Origin of the sequence: Phyllobacterium myrsinacearum, assembly GCF_002980555.1 — a bacterium.
Classification (GTDB): domain Bacteria; phylum Pseudomonadota; class Alphaproteobacteria; order Rhizobiales; family Rhizobiaceae; genus Phyllobacterium; species Phyllobacterium myrsinacearum.
Genome location: NZ_PVBT01000001.1, coordinates 475704 through 499151 on the forward strand (window position 1 = coordinate 475704; position 23448 = coordinate 499151).

Genomic DNA, 23448 nt, shown 5'->3' on the forward strand with positions numbered 1-23448 from the left:
GTGGGGGAGATGGGCGGCAGCCCAGAGGGGGGTGAGTACGGCACCGCGAATCAAATCAGAATCTTAGGGAGCCGTCTTCATCCCGTTCATTACCCAGTCGAGCACGTAGATGCGCAGGGCCGAGGACAGGTTGGAATTGCGGTCGCGGCCCTCGTCGATCTCGGCAATCAGGCGGGCCAGCGTGATCTTACGGTCGTCCGCGATGGACGTGATGATCGCATAAAAGGGGTCTTCGAGGGAAAAACTGGTGCGATGCCCGCGGATCGTCACGGAGCGTTTGCGGACAAGACTCAAGGCTTGTCCTTGCCGGGCGGCACATCGGTCTCAAGCCGGTTGCCGTCGAGAAACAGCTCCGTCCTGCGGCTCACATTGCGGTCAAACTGCTTCTCGGTTTTGGTGCGGCCAAACACAATCCGGTTCTCGGCCGCACTCTGTTCCTTCGCGTCCTTCGCCTTGCGCTTTTTGAATTGCCGCAGGTTGACGATGTCGGCCATGGGCACGCGTTACTTCTTCTTCCGGAATGAATCCAGGGATACTACCGACGCCGATGCCTTCTCGCCGGCTTCGTCGCGCGGAGCATCGGCTTTGTCGCCGCCCGCCTTGGCAGGCTTCTTGGCGGGTTTGGCCGCGGGTTTCGGCTTGGTGCCGGACGTTACGGTCTTCGGCTTTTCGGCGGGCTGTACCGGCGCAATGCTGGTTACGCCCTGATCATTGTCGCCGACGGTTTCTTCCACCTCAACGTCGAACTCCAGTTCGAAGTTGACGGAGGGATCGTAGAAGCCGCGAATGGCGGAGAATGGCACCACGAGGCGTTCGGGCACATCGCCGAAGGACAGGCCGACCTCAAACAGGGTGTCCGTGACCTGCAGGTCCCAGAACTGGTGCTGCAGGACGATGGTCATCTGCTCGGGATATTTTTCGTGCAGGCGCGTCGAAATGCGCACGCCTGCCGCACCGGTCAGGAACGTGACGAAAAAATGATGGTTGCCAGGAAGACCAGCCTTGGCAACTTCGCCAAGGACTTTGCGGATAACGCCGCGCAGCGCTTCCTGGGCCAGTATATCGTAACGGATCATATCTTGTGGCATGCACTCTTATCCCATGGATTCGCCCCTCTCTGTCAAGCAGAGATGACAAACGCGTTTGAGCCATTATGGCGCATGGATAAAGGAATTGCGACTGGTTGTAAGCTCCATGCTTAAATTAAGCTTGCCCTGTCCGCCGGGGATCGCTGTCCGCACGCATTGGCAGGCGGGTTGCCGGATTGGCTGCGGGAGCGGAATAGGCCCTCAGGAAGGTATGCACGGCGTTGCGTGCGGCATTGTCGAGCTGTTCCGCGGTCGGCGATTCGCCGAAGAGCATCAGCATCTGCAGATCGGCATTGACCAGGGCCAGGAACTGCCGCGCCGCCAGGTCGAAATCGTCCATCTGCAGGGCGCCGCCATGGGAGAGGCGGGCAAAGAGCGCAGCGAGGGCGGTTCCGATCCTGCCGGGGCCGTGTTTGCGCCAGCCCTCGAACAGCTGCGGATAGCGCTCGCCCTCGGACTGAACCAGTTTGCGCAGGATTTTTCCGTCCTGATTGCACAGGCAGTTCTTGGTGAGCCGCACCGCAAAAGCGGTCAGATCGTCTTCCAGATTGCCGGGCGTGCCGGGAAATGTCGCCAATATCGAGAAGAGGCTGGCATTGGTGCGGTTCATCACATCTTCGACCACGGCGGTGAAGAGTGTTTCCTTTTCCCGGTAGTGGTTGTATATAGTCTGGCGCGAAACGCCTGCTTCCACAGCGATTTCGTCAATACTCGCTCCGGCAAAGCCTTCCCGGCAAAATACCTCGGCCGCTGCATCCAATATCGATAGCCGTTTTGAACATTGACCGCGCTGGGTATGACCGGTCGCCTTGGGCGCTGCTTCTTTTGGATTTGTCATGAACCAAAGATAATGCGCATTGACGTTTTAGACAATAGTGTCTAATTTGACAGTTGTGTCTAAAAACATTGACACACTGTTTTGTGATGGAGAGAGCGTCCTCCCAAGCCGCGCCGCTCCATCGCAGGTGAAAAATTCTGAACCTCTCCTGAGAGCAATGCGGCGCAGAAGCCGATGAGCTTCGCGCTGCCGTTTTCTGAAAGATGAACACCATGACGACCTCTTTCTTTCGTACGGCCCTCATTCTTGGTCTCCTGTCGGCCATCGGACCATTTGCGATCGACATGTATCTCCCGGCGCTGCCATCCATCGGCAAGGATCTCAGCGCTGAAAACAATGTCGTGCAGATGAGCCTTCTGGCCTTCTTCATTTCGTTCGCGATCTTCCAGCTGATCTACGGACCGCTTTCCGACATGTGGGGCCGCAAGGCACCGCTTTATATGGGCATCGGCCTGTTTGCCCTGGCCAGCGTCGGCTGCGCGCTGTCCAATGACATCGAAACGCTGATCGCCTTCCGCTTCCTGCAGGGCATCGGCGGTGCCGCAGGCATGGTCATTCCGCGTGCCATCGTTCGCGACATGCACACGGGTGTCCAGGCTGCGCGGCTGATGTCGCTGCTGATGCTGGTCTTCAGCATTTCGCCGATCCTGGCGCCGCTCACCGGCAGTGCCGTCATCAGCTTCTACGGCTGGCGCGGCGTGTTCTGGGCGGTGACGATTGCCGCCTTCATCGGCCTGATCCTGCTGTCGACGCAGCTGAAGGAAACCCGGCCCAAAGCCGCGCGCGTGGAAAGCAGCCTTGGCAGTGCCATGGCGGCCTACCGCCTGCTGCTGAGCGATCGCAATTTTCTGACGCTGACTTTCATCGGCGGGCTGGGCATTTCGAGCTTCCTCGTTTACCTCGCCAACTCGCCCTTCGTGCTGATCGACCACTACGGCCTGACGCCGACACAGTACAGCATCGCTTTCTCGATCAATGCGGTGTCGTTTTTCACGGTATCGCAGCTGACTGGCTGGCTCGGCGACCGTTTCGGCCTGGTGCGGGTGATGCGCATGGCACTGACGGCCTTCTCGTTCACCATGGCGGCCATGGTTGTCGTCATGGCGCTGGGCTTTAACCAGCTGCCGGTCTTGGCGACATTCCTGTTCATCGGCTACGGCTTCCTCGGTCTGGTTATTCCGACGACCGCGGTGCTTGCCCTTGAAGACCATGGCGAGATTGCCGGTACGGCGTCCGCCCTGATGGGAACGTTGCACTTCGTGACGGCAGCCGTTGCGATGGTAATCGCCGGTCTGTTCTTTGACGGTACGGCCTTGCCGATGGCGGCGGGTATCGGTCTGTGCGCCGTGGCGGCATTCATTCTCACGCAGGTGACCATCGCGCGCCGCCGCGTTGCCGAAGCGGAAGCCGCCGCGGAGTAAGCGGCCCGCTCAATCCATCAGGCGAAGGCCCGGAACCGCAGTTCCGGGCCTTCTGCATTTCAGGCGCCGAGATTCGCGAGAATGAAATCGGTGCGTTGCGCCACCGTGCCCCTTGGAACTTCGGTGAGCGCATAGCCTGCCTGCGCATAGGCTTTGGCAAGGGCGTCACAGGTTTGTCCGGCTTCTTCCAGTGTCTGTTTGCGCTGCGCATCCTGTGCAAAAATCTCCGGCCAGGGCGGCAGGATGAACACGGTGCGATGATAGCGGTACAGTTCTGCCGCCCGCTTCGCGTGTTCGGGGACGGGAAGCCCGACAAGATCGAGATAGCCGAGGACATCGGGTACGCCTCGGTCGAAGAAGACCGTGCCTTCCTGCTCCGCAGCGGCGCCGTAGGAGCGCAATTCCCACGACAGCATCAACTCGGCAAACAACCCCCGGTCGCGCCAGGGCAGGGCGGGTCCCTCAATCGCCTGATAATTCTGGATGATCGCGCGGCCGGCCTCCGGCGCGGTGGCATAACCGCGCTGCTTGAGTGCTGCGATGAGCGTGGTTTTGCCGGCACCCGGTCCGCCGGTCAGAATCACGTAGCGGTTATTGTTTTCATGCATGAAGGGAACTCCTGATGACGCGGTGCGGCGCTGCCGCGCGGCGCAGCGGTTGAGGAAAGCGTGCGCAAAGCCTGAAGATGGCTTGCAGCGTGGTGGATTTTCAAAAGGGGGAAAAGTGGAGGTTTCTGTTGCCAGGTACCTCCGAACCCCGCCTAGAAGTGCGAACCCCTAGGACTTAATTTGAAGCGATCACACCGCAATTAAGCAGCGAGACGTGCTTCCGCATAGTTGTCGTTTGCAACTACTGAGTTAGCCCGATAACGGTGGTACTATGCCGGGCAAAAGAGCGATTTTTACACCCTTGTCGATCCTATTTCGCCCCCGCCACAATGCAGTCCTGCAACTGCACTCTGGTGGAGGCGCCGGGTACCGCCCCCGGGTCCAATAGGCTTATTGTATCGTCCGTTTATCACCATAGCTGGCCGAAACCAGCAAGACCTATATAAGTGGTGTCGCGACGAAATGAAAGAGCGGCATTGACAGGTTCCTGCAGCTGAGGAATGTTTCCTGTGTCTAATGAGTCATCGCCTTATGCAGCTGCCGGTTGTGCGATGTCTTTTGTGTCAGGGAGGGTCTCGGTGCCTGAGCATCGAGCCTTACAATCAGGGGATTTTTCCATGAGTGACTATCTAGCAGATGTACGTCATTACGATGCGGGTGCGGACGAGGCGATTGTCGCCAAAATCGTCAAACATCTCGGAATTGCCCTGCGCAACAGGGATTCTTCGCTGGTTTCCTGCTCGGATCCGGAAGAATTGGCCCGCGTTCGTACCAGTTGGGTTGGCAAGAAGCTCGGCGTCACCGATGCCGCCAAGGCGGATGCAGCCATTCACGCCGTCTGCGAAAAGATGAAAGATCACCGTTCCAAGGGCCGGGTTACCTTCTATTATCTGACGGCAAAAGAACTCGGACTGCTCGGCAGCCTCTGAGCGTTTTATGCGTTGAGCACAATCCCCGGTGATTCGCCGGGGATTTTGCCATCTGTGCTTGTGGATCACACAGAAGTTTTACTGCTTCGTGAAACGAATCTGCTAAAGAGAAGCCATGCGCGCTTATCTTGATCTTCTTCAGCATGTGCTTGATACCGGCGTCGACCGCGGCGACCGTACCGGGACAGGCACACGTTCCGTTTTCGGCTATCAGATGCGATTCGATCTGTCGGCGGGTTTTCCTGTCCTGACGACCAAGAAACTGCATCTCAAATCCATCATCCACGAGCTGCTGTGGTTCCTGAAGGGCGAAACCAACATCGCCTATCTGAAGGAAAACGGCGTGACGATCTGGGATGAATGGGCCGACGAAAACGGCGATCTCGGGCCGGTCTATGGCTATCAGTGGCGCTCCTGGCCCGCGCCCGATGGCCGGCATATCGACCAGATCGCGAATCTTGTCAGTGCGATAAAGCAAAATCCTTACTCGCGGCGCTTGATCGTTTCCGCATGGAATCCGGCGCTCGTCGATGAAATGGCGCTGCCGCCCTGTCACTGCCTGTTCCAGTTCTATGTGGCCGACGGAAAACTTTCCTGCCAGCTCTACCAGCGCTCCGCCGATATTTTTCTCGGCGTACCTTTCAATATCGCGTCCTATGCGCTGCTGACCCTCATGGTGGCGCAGGTCACCGGGCTGCAGCCGGGTGATTTCGTCCATACGCTGGGCGATGCGCATCTCTATGCCAACCATTTCGAGCAGGCGCGGCTGCAATTGAGCCGCACACCGGGTCCTTTGCCGGTCATGCGCCTTAATCCCGACGTGAAAGACCTCTTTGCTTTCACATTCGATGATTTCAATCTTGAGAACTACGTGGCCGGCGCGAGCATCAAGGCGCCGATCGCCGTCTAGGATCGGGAGCCGTTGGTCTGGTCTGATTGCTCGTGACTTGTGGTTTACGCTGTCTGCTTTCCCGGAAGGAATGGGTCCAATGATCAGTTTTGTTGTTGCCGTCGCACAGAACGGGGTTATCGGCCGTGACAACGGCCTGCCGTGGCGCCTGTCTTCCGACCTCAAGCGGTTCAAGGCCGTCACCATGGGCAAGCCCATCATCATGGGGCGCAAGACCTGGGATACGCTCGGCAAGCCGCTGCCGGGACGCACCAATATTGTCATCACCCGCGATCCCGCCTTTGCCGTGGACGGCGTCATTGCCGTGCGGTCGGTGGATGAGGCGCTGATGATTGCCGGCAGCCATGCGGCGGCGGACAAGGTGGATGAAATCTGCATTATTGGCGGCGGCGAGATTTACCGCCAGCTTCTGGACCGGGCGGACCGGCTCCATGTCACCTGGGTTCTGGCCAATATCGAGGGCGACGCGTCTTTTCCGCCCATCGATCCGAAGAACTGGAACGAAGTGTTCCAGGAGGAATTCCCGGCGGGTGAAAAAGACAATTATCCGACCCGATACACGATTTACGAGCGGCGCTAGAAATTGCCGGTTATCCGGCAATCGATATGAAAATTTCGTGATAAGCGGGCATAATCGTTCGACTTTTTACCAAATTCGCATGAAAAACCGCGCTGCGCGTTGAAAGCGCGCCTTGCGATCCCTATAAACGGGATATCGGGTCAGCGGGACGTTGCCATGGGGTGGCGAATCTCGTTCCAAAACATGAGGTAGGAATGCCCTGGAGTAATCAGAACGGTGGCGGCGGCCCTTGGGGTGGCGGCGGTAACAACAATGGCGGCGGCGGTGGTCCATGGGGCCAGAAGCCGCAAGGCGGAGGGCCCGGCGGCAATCCGCCCGACCTTGAAGACATCATCCGCCGCGGCCAGGACCGTCTGCGCCAGGCTTTGCCCGGCGGCACCGGCAGCAGCTCGACCATCTTCGGATTGGCGGCGCTTGCGCTGGTTGCCTTCTGGCTGTTCCAGTCGATCTATACGGTCCAGCCGGACGAACGCGCTGTCGAGCTGCGCTTCGGCAAGCCGAAGGCGGATATTTCCGAACCGGGCCTGCATTTCCATCTCTGGCCCATCGAGACCTATGAAAAGGTCCAGATCGTCGAGAAGCAGAAGAACATCGGCGGGCAGGGCGTATCGGGCGCCAAGGAAGGCCTGATGCTGACCGGCGATCAGAACATCGTCAACGTTCAGTTCTCCATTCTTTACCGCGTTTCTGACCCGGTTGCTTATCTCTTCCACGTGCAGAGCCCGGAAAACATGGTCCAGCAGGTTTCCGAGAGCGCCATGCGTGAAATCGTTGGCCGCAGCCCGGCACAGGATATTTTCCGCGACAATCGTGCTGGTATCGCCAATGACGTGCGCGGCATCATCCAGAAGACACTGGATGACTACGGCGCCGGCGTTCAGGTCAATGCCGTCTCCATCGAGGATGCGTCGCCGCCGCGCGAAGTGGCCGATGCTTTCGATGAAGTGCAGCGTGCGGAGCAGGACGAAGACCGCTTCGTCGAAGAGTCGAACCAGTATTCCAACCAGAAACTCGGTCAGGCCCGCGGTGAAGGCGCGCAGATTCGCGAAGATGCGGCCGCCTACAAGAACCGCATCGTGCAGGAAGCACAGGGTGAGGCCCAGCGTTTCACATCGGTCTATGACCAGTATGTGAAGGCGCCGGAAGTGACCCGTAAGCGTCTTTTCCTCGAAACGATGGAACGTGTGCTGAAGGACTCGAACAAGGTGATTGTCGACCAGAAGAACGGTCAGGGGGTCGTGCCCTATCTGCCCCTGTCTGAGATCACAAAACAGCAGCGCCCGACTGAGGGGACAAAGTAATGAGCCAGAACCGTCTCCCTCTGATTGCGGGTCTCATCGCATTCGTCGCCCTTTTGGTTTATTCCTCGGTTTTCGTCGTCAACGAACGCCAGCAGGCCATTGTCCTGCGCTTTGGCCAGATCGTCGATGTGAAGACCCAGCCCGGCATTTATTTCAAGCTGCCGTTCGGCTTTCTTGAAGCCGACAACGTCCAGATGATCGAAGATCGCCTGCTGAGCTTTGAACTCGACAATATCCGTGTTCAGGTTTCGGGCGGTAAATTCTACGAAGTGGATGCCTTCCTGGTCTACCGGATCACCGATCCGCGCAAGTTCCGCCAGACGGTGTCGGGCGACGTGGAATTTGCACAGGCCCGTTTGCGCACGCGTCTCGATGCATCCTTGCGTAGCGTTTACGGTCTGCGTGGATTTGAAGCCGCCCTATCCGACGAGCGCGCCGGCATGATGCGTGAAGTGCGCGAACAGCTGCGCCCGGACGCGGAATCGCTGGGTCTCGAAATTGCGGACGTGCGCGTTCGCCGGACCGACCTAACCCAGGAAGTGTCGCAGCAGACTTTTGAGCGCATGAAGGCCGAGCGTCTTGCCCAGGCTGAATTCCTGCGCGCCCGCGGCCGTGAAGCTGCCCAGCGCATCAAGGCGATCGCCGATCGCCAGGTGGTCGAGATCATTGCGGAAGCCCGCAAGGAATCGGAAATCGCCCGCGGTGAGGGCGAAGGCGAGCGCAGCCGGATTTTTGCCGATGCGTTCTCCAAGGATCCGGATTTCTTCGCATTCTACCGGTCCATGGCCGCCTATGGCACGGCCCTCGACAATGCCGGAACAACGATGGTGCTTTCGCCCAATTCCGAGTTCTTCCGGTATTTCCAGGATGCCAATGGCGGTGCCGCTCCGGCGGCGCCGGCCGCCGCAAAACCTGCCCCGCAATAGGGGCAGGCCGGGATGATCGACTTTCTGGATGCCGTAGGGCTGTTCCTCGTCTTCGAGGGGCTGCTCTACGGCTGTTTCCCGCTGATCGCCAAACGCGTCGCGCGGGATGTCAGCGGACAGCCGGATGGCTTCCTGCGCATGGCCGGTGTCGCATCGGTTGCAATCGGCGTGGGTGTCGTCTGGCTCGCCCGGGGGTAATGGCGGGCCCCGCCATTACCAAACTTGATCAGACGTGCAGCCGATGGCCATATTTTCGTCTACTCTCGCGGCTCTGTTGTAATTCAATGCCATTTATTTTTTAATCCGAGTACACTGACAAAGGCCCGAACGCATGGTTTTCACCCCTCGTCGCCCGATTTTCCGTTCTGCTACCGCGGCAATCGCGCTGATTGCCTTGTCCGCCACGAGCGTGACACCGGCCTTTGTAACCGTCGCAGTGGCGCAATCGGCACAGCCAGCCCAATCGGCACAGCCGCGCGCGCAGGGCCCGGCCTCCGTCGCTGATCTCGCCGAGGGCCTGCTGGACGCAGTGGTCAATATTTCGACCTCGCAGACAGTCAAGGGACAGGACGGGGATTCCGGTCCTGTTCCCATGCCGAAAGTCCCCGAGGGATCGCCGTTCCAGGAGTTTTTTGACGAATATTTCGGCAAGCAGGAACCGGGCAAGAACAATCCGTCCCGCAAGGTCCAATCGCTCGGCTCGGGCTTCGTCATCGATGCGGAGCAGGGCATTGTCGTGACCAACAATCACGTGATCGCCGATGCCGACGATATCGAGGTGAATTTCACCGACGGGTCGAAGCTGAAGGCGGAGCTGGTCGGCAAGGACACCAAGACCGATCTGGCGGTGCTCAAGGTCGATCCGAAGAAGCACAAGCTGGTCGCTGTCAAATTCGGCGATTCCTCGAAAGCCCGTATCGGCGACTGGGTCATGGCCATCGGCAATCCCTTCGGTCTGGGCGGCACGGTGACAGTCGGCATCGTTTCGGCCCGCAACCGCGACATCAATTCCGGCCCCTATGACAATTTCATCCAGACGGATGCAGCGATCAACCGGGGTAATTCCGGCGGCCCGCTGTTCGACATGTACGGGCAGGTCATCGGCATCAACACGGCGATCATTTCGCCGACCGGCGGATCGATCGGCATCGGCTTCGCCATTCCGGCGGAACTGGCGGCGGGCGTCATCCAGCAACTGCGCGACCACGGCGAAGTGCAGCGCGGCTGGCTTGGCGTGCGCATCCAGCCGGTTACCGACGATATCGCCGAAAGTCTGGGGATGACGTCGAGCAAGGGCGCGCTGGTCGCCGGCATCATTGACGGCGGTCCCGTGGCCAATGGGGCGATCCTTGCCGGCGATGTCATCACCAAGTTCGACGGCAAGCCGGTGAACAATGTGAAGGACCTGCCGCGCGCTGTGGCGGAAAGCCCTGTCGGCAAGGAAGTCGACGTCGTCGTGGTCCGCAAGGGCAAGGAACAGACGGTCAAGATCACACTCGGCCGACTGGAAGATACGGCAGACGCCAAGACCAAGGAGAAATCCCAGTCGCAGACCGATCAGGACGAAGACAGTGCCCAGGACGTGGATGTTCTCGGCATGACGCTTGGCGTGCTCGATGATGACACCAGGAAGGAATTCGGCATCGCCAAGGAAGTCGAAGGCGTGCTGATCACCGAAGTGCAGGCCCAGTCGGTTGCCGCGAACAAGCGCATCGAAGCGGGCGACGTGATCGTCGATATCGCTCAGGAAGCCGTCAAGACGCCTGAAGACGTGGCGGCCCGCATTGAAAAGCTGCGCGACGAAGGCCGCAAGAATGCCCTTTTGATGGTGGCATCCAAAACGGGCGAGCTGCGTTTCGTGACGCTGCAGATGAACTGATTTCCACACCAAACAGCAAAAAGGCGGCCATCGGCCGCCTTTTTCGTTTCCGCCCCTGTCAGATGACGAAGTCGGTTTTGCGATAGCCCTGGATGTAAAGCAGCGCGGTCAGATCGCCATGATCCACCCGGACCTTCGCCTGTGCAGCGACGGACGGCTTGGCGTGCAGCGCCACGCCTGTTCCAGCAAGCTGCAGCATGCCGAGATCATTGGCGCCGTCACCGACGGCAAGGGCCTCTGCCGGGGAAAGATTGAAGCGCTCGCAGATGGAGTTGAGGGCTGCGACCTTGGCCTCGCGGCCGAGAATGGGCTCGGTGACTTCGCCGGTCAGTACCTCGCCATCGTCGAGGAGTGTATTGGCGCTATTCTCGTGAAAGCCGATCATGGCGGCGATGCGCTGGGTGAAAACGGTAAACCCGCCCGAAACGAGTGCGGTATAGGCCCCGTGTTTTCGCATGGTGCGGACAAGCTCCGGTCCGCCGGGCATCAGCGTGATGCGGCTGGCAATGACCTTGTCGATGACGGAATAGGGCAGGCCCTTGAGCAGTGCAACCCGTTCGCGCAAGGCGGGCTCGAAGGCAATCTCGCCATTCATGGCGCGGGCGGTGATGGCCGCCACCTTGTCGCGCAGGCCAGCCTCTTCGGCCAGTTCGTCAATGCATTCCTGCTGGATCATGGTGGAATCCATGTCGGCGATCAGGATTTTCTTGCGCCGCGTATCCTGTTCCTGCACGACGATGTCGATGGGCTCGCCATCGACGATCCGCGCCAGTTCCGCATGGGCCTCGACGGGGTCCGAGCCGGTCCGCAGCGCGAGATCGCAGGCAATTCCGTCGGCCAGCCAGTAAAGTCCTGTTGCATTGACTGCCGCTGAGGCTTTAATCCCGAGCGATGCGCTGAGACGGGGTGAAGCCGGATTGGCGATAAGCGTGGCCATCAAGGGCATGAGCATTTCCCGATTGGACGATTGGTGTGACAAGAAGACAGACAATCCTGATAGCCGGACCGACGGCAAGCGGCAAGTCGGCATTGGCGCTGCGCTTTGCCGAAGAGACCGGCGGCTGGATCGTCAATACCGATTCGATGCAGGTCTACGGCGTGCTCGATGTGCTGACCGCGCGGCCCGGCCCGGATGACCTTCGGCAGGCCCCGCATTTCCTTTATGGTCACGTGCCGCCGTCCGAGGCCTATTCGACCGGCCGCTGGTTTGCCGATGTCGAGCATTTTCTGAAAACCGGGGCTGCGGGTGACCGTCCGCTGATCTTCGTCGGCGGCACCGGGCTGTATTTCCGCGCACTGCTCGGCGGCCTTTCGGCCATGCCTGATATTCCCGATGATGTGCGGGCCTATTGGCGCGCGCAGGATGCGCAGGCCGGGGCGCAGCAATTGCACGCCATTTTGAGCGAAAAAGACCCGCAGGCGGCAGCGGTGCTGCGCCCGACCGACAGCCAGCGCATCGTGCGGGCGCTGGAAGTGATCGATGCATCGGGGCGCTCGATCATCGATTGGCAGAAGCAGGCCGGTACCCCGCTGATCGATGCGGCCTCGGCCCGCAAGATCGTCATCGATCCGGACCGGGCCTGGCTCGGCGAACGGATTGCGCTGCGGTTTGCAACCATGCTGGAAAAGGGAGCGGCCGGGGAGGTCAAGGCCCTGCTGGCGCTCGGACTGCCATCCGATCTGCCCGCCATGCGTGCCATCGGGGTTGGCGAAATCGCCCGGATGCTGGCAGGCACGATCACCCCCGCTCAGGCAGCGGAGCTGTCGGCCATTGCGACGCGGCAATATGCCAAGCGGCAGATGACCTGGTTCCGCAACCAGCTCGGCGATGACTGGGAGCGGATCGCCTATCCCGGCGCTTAAGTCTTGTCGGTACGGAAGCTGCGGATGAGGTCGCTGGCGCGAAACCCTTCGGTCTCGGATCGCGCCGGTTTGCGCGGCTCCTCGATGATCGGGACGGACTCCGCTGCACGCCATTGGCTCCGCACCGGCGGCGGCAGAGGTGTGGCAGGACGTTGAACCATTGCCGGTTTTTCCGGGGTGTGAAAACCGGCCGAAGCATGGTCCGTTGCGGTGTTGTCGGCCGCATTGAGCTGGCGCATCCGGCCGAGGATCATGTCGAGCGAAACATGGCTGTCACCGCTGCGCATGGCTTCCTGCTGCTGCGTCATGTGGGCGGCGGGCAGATGTTCCGGCGCAATGGTCTCGAACATCATGCGCATTGGCGTTGGCACGGCTTCGCCGAAGGCGATCGCCTCGCGGTTGGCGATTGACGAGAGGAAGCCGACGGCACTTTGCGATGCGCCGCTGATAGCGCCGCGGATGATTTCCTGGTCGCGTTCATTGCCGAGCCGCATGGCAAAGACCGTGCTGCACTGGGAGAGGATCGTCGGGTCCAGCTCGCCCGGACGCTGGGTGATGACGGAGAGATAGACGCCGTATTTGCGGCCTTCCTTGGCGATGCGCGCAATAGCCTGGCGTGTCGGCCAGAAACCGGCGCTGGTATCGGCGGGGATGTAGCGGTGCGCTTCCTCGCAGACGACGAGCGTCTGCACATTGCCGTCGCTGGAAACGGCGAGGTCAAAGGCCATGCGGCAAAGAACCGAGGCGACGGAGTTCACCACTTCCGACGGCAATCCCGCCAGTTGAAAGACGCAGATGGGCCGGTCGTTTTTCGGAACGCGGAAAATGTGGCCAACGGTCTGGCGCATCGTGTCGAGGGTTGCCGGGGCCGAGAACATGAAGCGGTAGCGCGGATCGGCGACAAGGGCCTGCAGGCGGTAGCGCAGCGCCTTCATGGTCGGCCGGTCCGTCTTGCCGTCGAGCTGGCCGATGCGCTCTTCCAGCAGCTTGATCAGATCCGTCATCCGGTAGGGCGTCGGCGTATCGGCGGTCATGGAGGCGGCATCGCGCTCACGCTTCAGCAGCGAAGAGGTGGCGGCGGCTTCGACATTGGCAAAGCGCTCTTTCGCCAGCGGAATAAGATCGCGCAGAATGTCGATTTCAGCCGCGATTTGCGGGCGTCCGCGGAAGACGGCTTCGCCGAATTCCTCCAGCTTGAACATCCAGTAGGGCAGGTCGAAGCTGCTGTAGTCGATGGAGATGGCGAGGTCGGGAAAGGCGCTGGCAAATTCGTTGTGCGGGTCAAGAATGAGGATGCGCAGATCGGGGCGCTGCGCAATGATTTTGCGCAAAAGCAGGGTCACGGCGCTGGATTTGCCGACACCGGTGCTGCCCAGAACGGCGAAATGCCGGGAGATCAGGCTGTCGACCGAGATCAGCGCCGGAATATCGGCGTTCTGCGAGAGATGGCCGATGGAAACCGTGTTCTTCAGCGAGGTGGTGTAGATGGTGGCGAGATCGGCGGCGCGGATGCGATGGGCGATGGCGCCCATATGCGGATAGGTCGTAATGCCGGAGGAAAAGCGCAATTTGCCGTCGAGCTGCGTGTCGACCTGGCCGACGAGTTCGACATGGATATGGATGCTTTGATCGGCGTCCTGCTGCCATTCGGCATGGGGCAGGTCAACCTTGTAGACGAGGCCGACCACCCGGTTGCCGGCAACCTGGATGGAGATGAGCTGGCCGACGGACCAGTAATCGTCCGAAGCGGTGATCGACGGTCCGGTCTTGGCATGGATGATGGCCTTGTCGCCGTTGCATTCGATGACGTGCCCATCCGTCCGGTTGCGGACCATTGGTCTTTCTTGTGCGGAGGACAGGGCTTCGGCGCTCATGGGTCGTGGTCAATCCTGGGACTTGGCAACGGGATTGAACCTTAAGCGCAAGGCATTGAGAATATCTTAGCGATGCATTTCGCATTTGAAGGATGTTGCGCCAAAGCATTGCTTTGTTTGCGAACATTTCAATTTCCTGAATTTTGCCGTTGACGGATAGAATTTGCTTAATTATCGTCCGCGACCATGAAAACAGTTCTTATCGTCGTGGGACCGCGCATGGGCAGGGTGTTGTAAGCACCCGGCGGAAGCTCCCATGCGCGAAACACAGGCTCCTTCGGGGGCCTTTTTTATTTCCAAACCTTACGCTAAACGAAAACACCTTCTGGAAGGCCGAGAGCCGCAGAATACACGGGAAGAGATCGATGACCGCAGACAAGCAGGATAGTGACAACCACACATCGCAACGACGGGAGATGACCGGTGCCGAAATGGTCATTCAGGCACTCATCGATCAGGGCGTGACGGATATTTTCGGCTATCCGGGTGGTGCGGTCCTTCCCATTTATGACGAGTTGCATCAGCAGGACAAGATCAATCACGTGCTGGTCCGCCATGAGCAGGGTGCCGGTCATGCGGCCGAGGGCTATGCCCGCTCCACCGGCAAGGTTGGCGTCATGCTGGTCACATCCGGCCCCGGTGCGACCAATGCGGTGACGCCGCTGCAGGATGCATTGATGGACTCGATCCCGCTGGTCTGCATCAGCGGCCAGGTTCCGACCACGCTCATCGGTTCGGACGCGTTTCAGGAATGCGATACGATCGGCATCACGCGTCCGTGCACCAAGCACAACTGGCTGGTGAAGGACGTCAACGATCTCGCGCGCGTCCTGCACGAGGCCTTCCACGTGGCGCGCACCGGCCGCCCAGGCCCGGTTCTCGTTGACGTGCCGAAGGACGTGCAGTTCGCCACCGGCTTCTATACGCCGCCGGAAACCGCGCCGCGCACCAGCTACCGGCCCAAGGTCGAGGGCGATATCGAAGCGATCAAGCAGGCCGTTGCCCTGATGGCTACCGCCAAGCGCCCGGTTATCTATTCCGGCGGCGGTGTCATCAACTCCGGTCCGCAGGCCAGCCATCTGCTGCGCGAATTGGTGGAACTGACCAATTTCCCGATTACCTCGACCCTGATGGGCCTCGGCGCCTATCCGGCATCGGGCAAGAACTGGCTCGGCATGCTGGGCATGCACGGCACCTATGAGGCCAATATGACGATGCATGATTGCGACGTCATGGTCTGCATCGGCGCGCGCTTCGATGACCGCATCACCGGGCGCCTCAATGGTTTCTCGCCCAATTCGAAGAAAATCCACATCGATATCGACCCGTCTTCGATCAACAAGGCGGTTCGCGTCGATGTTCCCGTCATTGGTGACGTTGCCCGCGTCCTTGAAGATATGGTGCGGCTGTGGCGCGCATCGTCTGAAAAGCCCGAGAAGAAGGCGATGGGCGAATGGTGGGCGCAGATCGACAAATGGCGTTCGCGCAAATCCTTGTCCTACACGCGCAACAAGGACGTGATCATGCCGCAATATGCCCTGGAGCGGCTGTATGAACTGACCAAGGACCGTGACACCTTCATCACCACGGAAGTCGGCCAGCACCAGATGTGGGCGGCGCAGTTCTATGGCTTTGAAAAGCCGAACCGCTGGATGACCTCCGGCGGCCTCGGCACCATGGGTTACGGCCTGCCGGCGGCATTGGGCGTGCAGATTGCCCATCCCAATTCGCTCGTCATCGACATTGCCGGCGATGCTTCGGTGCAGATGACGATGCAGGAGATGAGCGCGGCGGTGCAGTATGAAGCGCCGATCAAGATCTTCATCCTCAACAACCAGTATATGGGCATGGTGCGCCAGTGGCAGCAATTGCTGCATGGCAACCGCCTGTCGCACTCCTATACGGAAGCCTTGCCCGATTTCGTCAAGCTGGCGGAAGCCTATGGCGGCCACGGTATCCGCTGCGAGAAGCCCGACCAGCTGGATGATGCCATCCAGGAAATGATCGACGTGAAGAAACCGGTTCTGTTCGATTGCCGCGTGGCCAATCTGGCAAACTGCTTCCCGATGATTCCGTCGGGGAAGGCGCATAATGAAATGCTCCTGCCCGACGAAGCGACGGATGAAGCCGTTGCCAATGCCATCGATGCCAAGGGACGGCAGCTCGTTTAAGAAACCGGAGAGGAAACACTATAATGAACGCTCAAAATCTAGCCTCCGGCTCGGCATATTTCATTGCCAAGGAGACGGAGCTACCGATCACCACGGTGCTATCGGTTCTCGTTGACAACGAACCCGGCGTCCTAGCCCGGGTGATCGGCCTGTTTTCCGGCCGCGGCTACAACATTGAAAGCCTGACCGTCTCGGAAACCGAGCATGAGCAGCATCTGTCGCGCATCACCATCGTGACGCGCGGCACGCCGCATGTGCTCGACCAGATCCGCCACCAGCTCGAACGCATCGTGCCGGTGCACCGGGTGGTCGATCTTTCTGTGCGTGCCGACGAGCTTGGCAATGAAAAGCCGATCCAGCGCGAGCTGGCGCTGGTCAAGGTGGCGGGGCTCGGCGAGAACCGCAACGAGGCGCTGCGTCTGGCCGATGCCTTCCACGCCAAGGTGGCGGACGCGACGACGGAACATTTCATCTTCGAAATCACCGGCAAGGGTTCCAAGATCGATCAGTTCATCGCCATCATGAAGCCGCTTGGGCTGGTTGAAATCTGCCGCACTGGCGTTGCCGCGATGAATCGCGGTCCATTGGGCATGTAGGCTTCGGCAGCGGTCAAACTCAGGGATGCGCAATTGTATCCCTGACAAGATTGCGATTGAGCGGCATGGACCCGAAGCTTAAATCTTCCCCACGCATCAGATCCGGTTTGTCATGTCGCTCGAAATCTTTTTCACGCTTCTTGTTTTTGCCTTCGTCACGTCGATCACGCCGGGGCCCAACAATCTGATGCTGCTCGCGTCGGGCGTGAATTTCGGCTTCCGGCGCACCATCCCGCATATGCTGGGTATCGGCAGCGGCTTCTTTTCGCTGCTGATCGGCGTCGGTCTTGGCCTGGGCGCCCTGATCCAGACCATCCCGCTGGTCTACACGATCCTGAAATTCGCCGGCGGCGCCTATCTGGTCTATCTCGCCTACAAGATCGCGACGTCGCGCTCACTCGGCACGGTTGATGGCAATGCCCGCCCCATGACGTTCCTGGAGGCCGCCGCCTTCCAGTGGGTCAACCCCAAGGCCTGGGTCATGGCGGTGACGGCGATGGCGACCTATACCGCGCCGCAGGCCTATCTCGTCACGGTGCTGATTGTCGGTATCGCCTTTGCCCTGGTCAATGTGCCCTCGGTGTCGAGCTGGGCGGCTTTCGGCCAGTTCATGCGCGGCTGGCTGTCGGACCCCACGCGGCTGAAATGGTTCAATATCAGCATGGCCGCCTTGCTTGTCGTCAGTCTCTGGCCGATGCTGCGCTGATCTTGCACGAAATGCCGGAGGCGCATAAGTTTCCACCATGTCCCATGATCATGATCACCACGACCACGATAATGAGCTTGATCCCATGGCCGCGCGGGTGCGGGCACTGGAAACGATCCTGACTGAAAAAGGTCTTGTCGATCCCGATGCAATCAATGCCATTGTCGACACCTACGAAACCAAAGTCGGCCCCCGCAACGGTGCGAGGGTTGTGGCCAAGGCGTGGGTCGATGCGGAGTTCAATGCCTGGTTGAGGCGCGATGCGACCGCAGCTATTGCGTCGCTGAGCTATACCGGCCGTCAGGGCGAGCATATGCAGGCGGTGTTCAATACGCCGGAAACCCACAATCTCGTCGTGTGCACGCTGTGTTCCTGCTACCCGTGGTCGGTGCTTGGCTTGCCGCCGGTCTGGTATAAATCGCCACCTTACCGCTCGCGCGCCGTCATCGATCCGCGCGGTGTGCTGGCGGAGTTTGATCTGGTTCTGCCTGACACCACCAACATCCGCGTGTGGGATTCGACCGCCGAACTGCGCTACCTCATCATACCGCTGCGCCCGCAAGGCACCGATGGCTGGAGCGAAGAACAGCTTGCCACGCTGGTGACGCGCGATTCGATGATCGGCACGGGGCTCGCCCGTGTGCCGGAGGTGGCATGAACGGGCCGCAGGATCTTGGCGGGCAGATGGGTTTCGGCCCGGTCAATCCGGAGAAGGACGAGCCCTATTTCCATGCCGCATGGGAAAAGCGGGCACTCGGCCTGACGCTCGCCGCCGGAGCCATGGGGCACTGGAACATCGATGAAAGCCGCCATGCGCGGGAAAGCCTGCATCCGGCGGACTATTATTCCTCGAGCTATTACGAAATCTGGACCAAGGCGCTGGAAGTGCTGCTGAAGCGCCACGGTTTCGTCACCGATGCGGAATTGGCAAAGGGACATTCGCTTGGCAAGGGAGCCGAGCCCAAACGCGTCCTGAAAGCGGAGAACGTTGCCGCCGTGCTGGCCAAGGGCGGTCCCTGCGACCGTCCGGTCGGGCAAACGCCGCGTTTCCAGCCGGGAAGTCGTGTCAAAACCCGCAACTTCAACCCGCAGACGCATACGCGACTGCCGCGCTATGCCCGCGGGAAAACCGGTGTCGTGGAAGCAGTGCATGACGGCTTCGTCTTCCCGGATACCAATGCCCGTGGCCAAGGTGAGAACCCGCAATATGTCTATACGGTCGTGTTCACGGCGGCGGAGATCTGGGGTGAGGGCGCCGATCCGGCCTTGACCGTCAGCATCGACGCCTGGGAGAGCTATCTTGAGCCTGCGTGAGCTGATCGCGCATTCGCAAGGGCTGGGTGATGGGATCGATGCGCCGGTTTTTGCCGAACCCTGGCAGGCGGAAGCCTTTGCCATGGTGCTGGCCCTGCACAGCCGCGGACTGTTCGGCTGGGATGAGTGGGCGCAGGCGCTCTCCACACAGCTGAAACGCCCTGGCGCACGCGCGGATGGCAGCGATTACTACCATCACTGGGTCGCGGCGCTGGAATCCCTCATTGCGGCAAAGAACGTGACGAATTCTGCGGATATTGATGATCTCGCCGCTTCATGGCAACGTGCTGCCCACGCAACCCCGCATGGTCAGCCGATCAGGCTGGAAAATGATCCGGAAAGGTCTTGAGATGCATGGAGCTTTGACGGTCCGCCGCGCAGCGATTGCATGGATGCTTGTGGCAGCGGCCATTTTTTCCGTGCCTGTCCGGGCACAGGACGCGTCCTGGCCCGCCACCACCGAACAGGACCTGCGCAAGCTCCTGACCGGCGCGACGATCACCGGTGAAGTCAAGGCGCAGCCGCCTTTCAATTTCACCGAGTTTCTGGGTACAGACGGCAAATCGCGCGGCAAGCTGATTGAATGCTGTAAGCCGGACAAGGTGCTGACCAATGGCATGGCCTATGCGGGCGAGTGGACGCTGGAGAACGACACGCTCTGCCTGCTTTATGAGGGCGAGGAGCAGAAGGTCTGCTGGCGCCTGCAGGTGAAGGGTGATGAATTCCGTATGACCGATACGGAAACCGGCTATTCCGGAACGGGAAAAATCCGGCCGGGAAACCCGGATAATCTATAGTATAAGGTGTCATTCACCCATTTTCCTTGCCCTTTGCGGGCGAATCCTGTCAGTCAGGGCAATGCAATTATCACCACAACAGGATGAGGCGCTCGGCGCCGTTTCCAAATGGCTGAAAGACGGGCGCAGCCCGATTTTTCGGCTTTTCGGCTATGCCGGTACGGGCAAGACGACGCTGGCCCGCTATTTCGCCGAGCATATTGACGGCGATGTGCAGTTCGCCGCTTTCACCGGCAAGGCCGCGCAGGTCCTGCGCTCGAAGGGCGCCGCCAATGCGCGGACGCTGCATTCGCTGATCTATCGCCCGCGCGGCGAAGAGGCGGTCGAGGATGAAACCACCGGCAAGACCAGCATCGCCCCGACCTTCTCGCTTAACCGGCAGAGCCCGGTCGCCAAGGCCAAGCTCATCGTCGTCGACGAGTGCTCGATGGTGGACGAACAGCTCGGCCGCGATCTCATGAGCTTCGGCACGCCCATTCTGGTGCTGGGCGATCCCGGCCAGCTGCCGCCCATATCCGGCGGCGGCTTCTTCACCGAACACGAGCCGGATTTCCTGCTCAGCGAAATCCACCGGCAGGCGCGCGACAATCCTATTCTCCGGCTTGCGCTCGACGTGCGCGAGGGACGCGAGTTCGGCTATGGCGATTTCGGTGCGGCCAAGGTCATCTCCAAGAACGAGGTGACGCAGGATCTGGTGCTCGGCGCCGATCAGGTGCTGGTGGGCACCAACCGCACCCGCCGTCGCTACAATCAGCGCCTGCGCGAGCTCAAGGGTTTTTCCGCCTCCTTCCCGCAGGCTGGCGACAAGCTGGTGTGCCTGCGCAACGATCCGGCCAAGGGGCTGCTCAACGGTTCGCTGTGGAAGGTCATGACCTCCTCGCGCGAGACGGTCAAACCCGGCATCAACCTGCTGGTGGCGCCGGAGGATGAGGAGCCGGGCAGGGGCGTTGCCAAGATCAAGCTGCTCAAGGCGCAGTTCGAGGACCCCGACACGGAAATTCCGTGGCAGACCAAGAAGCGCTATGACGATTTCGACTATGGCTACGCGCTGACAACCCACAAGGCGCAGGGCTCGCAATGGAACGAAGTGGTGCTGTTCGACGAGAGCTTTGCTTTCCGCGATACGCGCGACCGCTGGCTCTACACGGCTATCACGCGCGCGGCCGAACGGCTGACGGTGGTGCGTTAGGATATTACCGGGATCGCTTATCCCGGAGTTGCCTTCGCGGCAAGAGCGTGTCTTTGTTCGGCGCAACGGAAACAGCTGTCGGGAGACAATTTTCGGTGAGCGTGGTCGCAGGTGACATCTTTGCATGCCCGCCACGGCGGGAAGCGAGCGCCAGCGGCGTGATCGCCTCTGCAGTGTTTCATCTCCTGCTTGTGCTTGCACTGATCGCCCTGGCGCGACCGTTTCGTTTCAATGAGCCTGTAGAAGAGATCATCGACCTCCAAATCGTACCGGCAGTGCCTGCCGAACCGGAGCCTGCCAGTCAGCCGGCGCGCCCTTCTGCATCACCGCCGCCGGCTGCTGCCGCTGCAACAGAGCAACCGGGCATGCACCGGGCGACGACCATGCTGTCGGCGAAGGTGCTGGCCGATCCGCGCAGCCGGCAGACGCGCGAAGCGCTGCCGACGCTGGAACTTGGCACAAGGCTCGAACAGATCTGCAATCTTGAAGCCATGGCACAGGTGGCGCAATGGGACAAAAGCTTCAAGCCGGACCGGGTGATCGCCTATGCCATGGCCAGTACGAAGGTGAAATCAGGTATTATAACCGCACCAGGTGCGGCCATGCGCAGCGGCGGAAACTGGTACAATCTGGCGTTCAACTGCGGAATTTCGCCGGAAACGCAGGAAGTCCAATCCTTTGAGTTCACGGTGGGTAAACCCATTCCGCGCGAGGAGTGGGCCGACCACGCGCTTGCCCCGGTCTATTGAGCAAGCCGTGCGCCGCGCAATCCCATCGACCAGAACCCGGCTTCCAGCCGCGTCGCCACGCGAAACCGGCGGTTGAGCGTCTTCCAGCGCCCGGATGTTTCAGGCGATGAGCCGAGCCGGGTGCGGACGCTGCTTTCGATGAGCCGCCCGACCGCGTGGCATGCCCCCTGATAGTCCTTGCCCGCATAGGTATCGATCCATGGTCGGTACGGATTGCCTTGCGCCGGGACAGCGGCAAGGCGGGTGCCGATTTCGCCATAGCCCATCACGCAAGGGGCAAGCGCGGCAATGAGGTCGAGAAAGTCGCCGGACAGCCCGGCATCGATGACGTAGCGGGTATAGGAGAGGTTCTCCGGCTCCTCGTCGGTCTGCAGCAGCATCTGGCGGGAAATCCCGGCCTTCGCGCATATCTCGATATGCAGCGGCATTTCATGATTGACCAATGCATGCACTGTTGCCGATGCCAGCTCCAGTTCTTCATGGCTTTCCGCTTTCAGGACAGCCATGCCCCAGGCCCGCGAGAAGTGGAACAGAAAGATGTAGTCCTGGACCAGATAGTGCAGAAAGGCCGTTTCGGGCAGGGAACCATCGCCCAGGCCGCGCACAAAGGCGTGGTCGACATAAGCGGACCAGTCGGATGCGGCATGCGCACGCCATTGGGCAAAAACCGGGGAGGAAAAATCGGATGGGCTCATGAAACCATACTCTTTGCGGGCAAGAACTTGCGAGGCGAGGGCTGACCTGCGAACATCTTTCGGGACAGGCCAGATTCCAATGTTTAATGTTCGCTTTCTGCTGTAAAGATCAGGACAGCAAGAAACATTGGACTTCAGCATGACAGCTTCCCTTTCCGTGAACCTCAATGCAATCGCCATGTTGCGCAACCGCCGCGACCTGCCCTGGCCCAGTGTGATCGGGCTTGGCCGCGTGGCCTTGGCTGGCGGCGCCGCGGGCCTGACCGTGCATCCGCGGCCGGACGAGCGGCATATCCGCTTTTCCGACCTGCCTGAAATTCGCGCCCTGATCGATGACGAGTTTCCGCAGGCCGAATTCAACATCGAGGGGTATCCGACGGCGCAATTCCTCGATCTTGTCGCCAAGAACGAGCCCGAACAGGTCACGCTGGTGCCGGACGATCCGGCACAGGCCACATCAGATCATGGCTGGGATCTGAACAAGACCGGCGATTTCCTGGCGCCGATCATCCGGCAGCTGAAACACCAGTCGGCGCGGGTGTCGCTGTTCGTCGATGCCGATCCGGACGCACCGGCGCTGGCCAAGGCGCTCGGGGCGGATCGTGTCGAACTCTATACCGGCCCCTATGGCGGCGCGCATGACGATCCGCACCGCGAGGCGCTGGAACTGGACAGGCTGGCAAAGACCGCGGAAGCGGCGGCAAGGGCAGGCGTTGCGGTCAATGCCGGGCACGATCTGACAGTCGCCAATCTGCCTGCTCTCGTCAGAAAAGTGCCAAATCTGGTGGAAGTTTCAATCGGTCACGGGCTGACAGCTGATGCTTTGACGCACGGTATGTCGCGGGCTGTGGAAAGATTCATGAATGCGTTGCAGGCGTAGCGCCTTGATTCGCGTGCATGATTTGCGTTGCCATGCGTTTTTGCATAACGTGGGATGACAGCTATGTTAAAATGGCGATTGATATTGCGGTGCAACACGACTAACTCGTCCGCCCACGCTGTCGGAGCGAGGGA

General features: G+C 60.3%; 27 protein-coding genes and 1 other RNA gene. 19 read left to right on the forward strand and 9 right to left on the reverse strand.

Annotated elements, in window-relative coordinates:
* Positions 1 to 63: 63 nt before the first annotated feature.
* The 4 genes from C5750_RS02215 to C5750_RS02230 form a co-directional block, all read right to left on the reverse strand.
* Positions 64 to 294, reverse strand: a complete 231-nt coding sequence (locus C5750_RS02215) for a ribbon-helix-helix domain-containing protein (RefSeq protein ID WP_105732224.1) — start codon at positions 292 to 294, stop codon at positions 64 to 66.
* Positions 291 to 494 carry a DUF4169 family protein gene (locus tag C5750_RS02220; RefSeq protein WP_105732225.1) on the reverse strand — a complete coding sequence of 68 codons (204 nt, stop codon included), beginning with the start codon at positions 492 to 494 and terminating at the stop codon, positions 291 to 293. The genes C5750_RS02215 and C5750_RS02220 overlap by 4 nt, the downstream gene beginning before the upstream one ends.
* Positions 495 to 503: 9 nt before the next feature.
* Positions 504 to 1088, reverse strand: coding sequence for an SspB family protein (locus C5750_RS02225; RefSeq protein ID WP_105732226.1), 585 nt, complete (start codon positions 1086 to 1088; stop codon positions 504 to 506).
* A gap of 115 nt (positions 1089 to 1203) precedes the next feature.
* On the reverse strand, positions 1204 to 1926 hold the full coding sequence (locus C5750_RS02230; RefSeq protein WP_105732227.1) for a TetR/AcrR family transcriptional regulator: 723 nt from the start codon (positions 1924 to 1926) through the stop codon (positions 1204 to 1206).
* A gap of 212 nt (positions 1927 to 2138) precedes the next feature.
* Between C5750_RS02230 and C5750_RS02235 the strand changes: the two genes are divergently transcribed.
* A complete protein-coding gene (locus C5750_RS02235) occupies positions 2139 to 3347 on the forward strand; it encodes a multidrug effflux MFS transporter (RefSeq protein WP_105733070.1) in 1209 nt (402 codons plus the stop codon).
* A 59-nt stretch (positions 3348 to 3406) separates the two neighbouring features.
* On the opposite strand, the gene C5750_RS02240 is transcribed toward C5750_RS02235, so the two are convergent.
* Positions 3407 to 3955 (reverse strand): AAA family ATPase, encoded by a 549-nt coding sequence (locus tag C5750_RS02240; protein WP_105732228.1) that lies wholly within the window; start codon positions 3953 to 3955, stop codon positions 3407 to 3409.
* Positions 3956 to 4069: 114 nt separating this feature from the next.
* Positions 4070 to 4427, reverse strand: a transfer-messenger RNA (tmRNA) gene (ssrA, locus tag C5750_RS02245).
* Positions 4428 to 4572: 145 nt separating this feature from the next.
* Between ssrA and C5750_RS02250 the strand changes: the two genes are divergently transcribed.
* The 7 genes from C5750_RS02250 to C5750_RS02280 all read left to right on the forward strand — a co-directional run bounded on the left by C5750_RS02250 (position 4573) and on the right by C5750_RS02280 (position 10480).
* Positions 4573 to 4884, forward strand: a complete 312-nt coding sequence (locus C5750_RS02250; RefSeq protein ID WP_105732229.1) for a DUF2853 family protein — start codon at positions 4573 to 4575, stop codon at positions 4882 to 4884.
* Positions 4885 to 4999: 115 nt separating this feature from the next.
* A complete protein-coding gene (locus tag C5750_RS02255; protein WP_105732230.1) occupies positions 5000 to 5794 on the forward strand; it encodes a thymidylate synthase in 795 nt (264 codons plus the stop codon).
* A gap of 70 nt (positions 5795 to 5864) precedes the next feature.
* Complete coding sequence (locus C5750_RS02260; protein ID WP_165403423.1) at positions 5865 to 6374, forward strand: dihydrofolate reductase; 510 nt, start codon at positions 5865 to 5867, stop codon at positions 6372 to 6374.
* 194 nt (positions 6375 to 6568) lie between these two features.
* Positions 6569 to 7675: an FtsH protease activity modulator HflK gene (hflK, locus tag C5750_RS02265; protein ID WP_105732232.1), complete on the forward strand. Its 1107-nt coding sequence runs from the start codon at positions 6569 to 6571 to the stop codon at positions 7673 to 7675.
* A complete protein-coding gene (gene hflC, locus C5750_RS02270; protein ID WP_105732233.1) occupies positions 7675 to 8601 on the forward strand; it encodes a protease modulator HflC in 927 nt (308 codons plus the stop codon). Before hflK ends, hflC begins: the two co-directional genes overlap by 1 nt.
* A 12-nt stretch (positions 8602 to 8613) precedes the next feature.
* Complete coding sequence (locus C5750_RS02275; protein WP_105732234.1) at positions 8614 to 8799, forward strand: DUF2065 domain-containing protein; 186 nt, start codon at positions 8614 to 8616, stop codon at positions 8797 to 8799.
* A gap of 133 nt (positions 8800 to 8932) precedes the next feature.
* Positions 8933 to 10480, forward strand: coding sequence for a DegQ family serine endoprotease (locus tag C5750_RS02280; protein WP_105732235.1), 1548 nt, complete (start codon positions 8933 to 8935; stop codon positions 10478 to 10480).
* A 58-nt stretch (positions 10481 to 10538) separates the two neighbouring features.
* Here C5750_RS02280 and serB read toward each other — a convergent pair whose 3' ends face one another.
* Positions 10539 to 11426: a phosphoserine phosphatase SerB gene (gene serB / locus C5750_RS02285; RefSeq protein ID WP_105732236.1), complete on the reverse strand. Its 888-nt coding sequence runs from the start codon at positions 11424 to 11426 to the stop codon at positions 10539 to 10541.
* 20 nt (positions 11427 to 11446) lie between these two features.
* Between serB and miaA the strand changes: the two genes are divergently transcribed.
* Positions 11447 to 12343 (forward strand): tRNA (adenosine(37)-N6)-dimethylallyltransferase MiaA, encoded by an 897-nt coding sequence (gene miaA, locus C5750_RS02290; protein WP_105732237.1) that lies wholly within the window; start codon positions 11447 to 11449, stop codon positions 12341 to 12343.
* Here the strand turns inward: miaA and C5750_RS02295 are convergent.
* A complete protein-coding gene (locus C5750_RS02295) occupies positions 12340 to 14217 on the reverse strand; it encodes an ATP-binding protein (protein WP_105732238.1) in 1878 nt (625 codons plus the stop codon). The two genes, miaA and C5750_RS02295, sit on opposite strands and share 4 nt — an antisense overlap.
* 365 nt (positions 14218 to 14582) lie before the next feature.
* On the opposite strand from C5750_RS02295, the gene C5750_RS02300 reads away from it, so the two are divergent.
* The 9 genes from C5750_RS02300 to C5750_RS26790 all read left to right on the forward strand — a co-directional run bounded on the left by C5750_RS02300 (position 14583) and on the right by C5750_RS26790 (position 21739).
* Positions 14583 to 16388 (forward strand): acetolactate synthase 3 large subunit, encoded by a 1806-nt coding sequence (locus tag C5750_RS02300; protein WP_105732239.1) that lies wholly within the window; start codon positions 14583 to 14585, stop codon positions 16386 to 16388.
* A gap of 23 nt (positions 16389 to 16411) precedes the next feature.
* Positions 16412 to 16984 (forward strand): acetolactate synthase small subunit, encoded by a 573-nt coding sequence (gene ilvN, locus C5750_RS02305; RefSeq protein ID WP_105732240.1) that lies wholly within the window; start codon positions 16412 to 16414, stop codon positions 16982 to 16984.
* Between the two features lie 112 nt (positions 16985 to 17096).
* The gene (locus C5750_RS02310) at positions 17097 to 17690 is read left to right on the forward strand and encodes a LysE family translocator (RefSeq protein ID WP_105732241.1); all 594 of its coding nucleotides are present in this window, start codon (positions 17097 to 17099) and stop codon (positions 17688 to 17690) included.
* A 37-nt stretch (positions 17691 to 17727) separates the two neighbouring features.
* Complete coding sequence (gene nthA, locus C5750_RS02315; protein WP_105732242.1) at positions 17728 to 18348, forward strand: nitrile hydratase subunit alpha; 621 nt, start codon at positions 17728 to 17730, stop codon at positions 18346 to 18348.
* Positions 18345 to 19004 carry a nitrile hydratase subunit beta gene (gene nthB / locus C5750_RS02320; RefSeq protein ID WP_105732243.1) on the forward strand — a complete coding sequence of 220 codons (660 nt, stop codon included), beginning with the start codon at positions 18345 to 18347 and terminating at the stop codon, positions 19002 to 19004. The genes nthA and nthB overlap by 4 nt, the downstream gene beginning before the upstream one ends.
* Positions 18991 to 19353 (forward strand): nitrile hydratase accessory protein, encoded by a 363-nt coding sequence (locus tag C5750_RS02325; protein ID WP_280952384.1) that lies wholly within the window; start codon positions 18991 to 18993, stop codon positions 19351 to 19353. The genes nthB and C5750_RS02325 overlap by 14 nt, the downstream gene beginning before the upstream one ends.
* Complete coding sequence (locus tag C5750_RS02330) at positions 19334 to 19801, forward strand: hypothetical protein (protein WP_130270054.1); 468 nt, start codon at positions 19334 to 19336, stop codon at positions 19799 to 19801. Before C5750_RS02325 ends, C5750_RS02330 begins: the two co-directional genes overlap by 20 nt.
* A gap of 61 nt (positions 19802 to 19862) precedes the next feature.
* Positions 19863 to 20990, forward strand: coding sequence for an ATP-dependent DNA helicase (locus C5750_RS02335; RefSeq protein WP_105732245.1), 1128 nt, complete (start codon positions 19863 to 19865; stop codon positions 20988 to 20990).
* 95 nt (positions 20991 to 21085) lie between these two features.
* A complete protein-coding gene (locus C5750_RS26790; RefSeq protein ID WP_245420958.1) occupies positions 21086 to 21739 on the forward strand; it encodes a DUF930 domain-containing protein in 654 nt (217 codons plus the stop codon).
* Here the strand turns inward: C5750_RS26790 and C5750_RS02345 are convergent.
* The gene (locus C5750_RS02345) at positions 21733 to 22434 is read right to left on the reverse strand and encodes a TenA family protein (protein WP_105732246.1); all 702 of its coding nucleotides are present in this window, start codon (positions 22432 to 22434) and stop codon (positions 21733 to 21735) included. The genes C5750_RS26790 and C5750_RS02345 overlap by 7 nt on opposite strands.
* Before the next feature lie 139 nt (positions 22435 to 22573).
* Here C5750_RS02345 and C5750_RS02350 point away from each other — a divergent pair, with 139 nt between their 5' ends.
* Positions 22574 to 23314, forward strand: a complete 741-nt coding sequence (locus C5750_RS02350; protein ID WP_105733073.1) for a pyridoxine 5'-phosphate synthase — start codon at positions 22574 to 22576, stop codon at positions 23312 to 23314.
* Positions 23315 to 23448 lie beyond the last annotated feature (134 nt).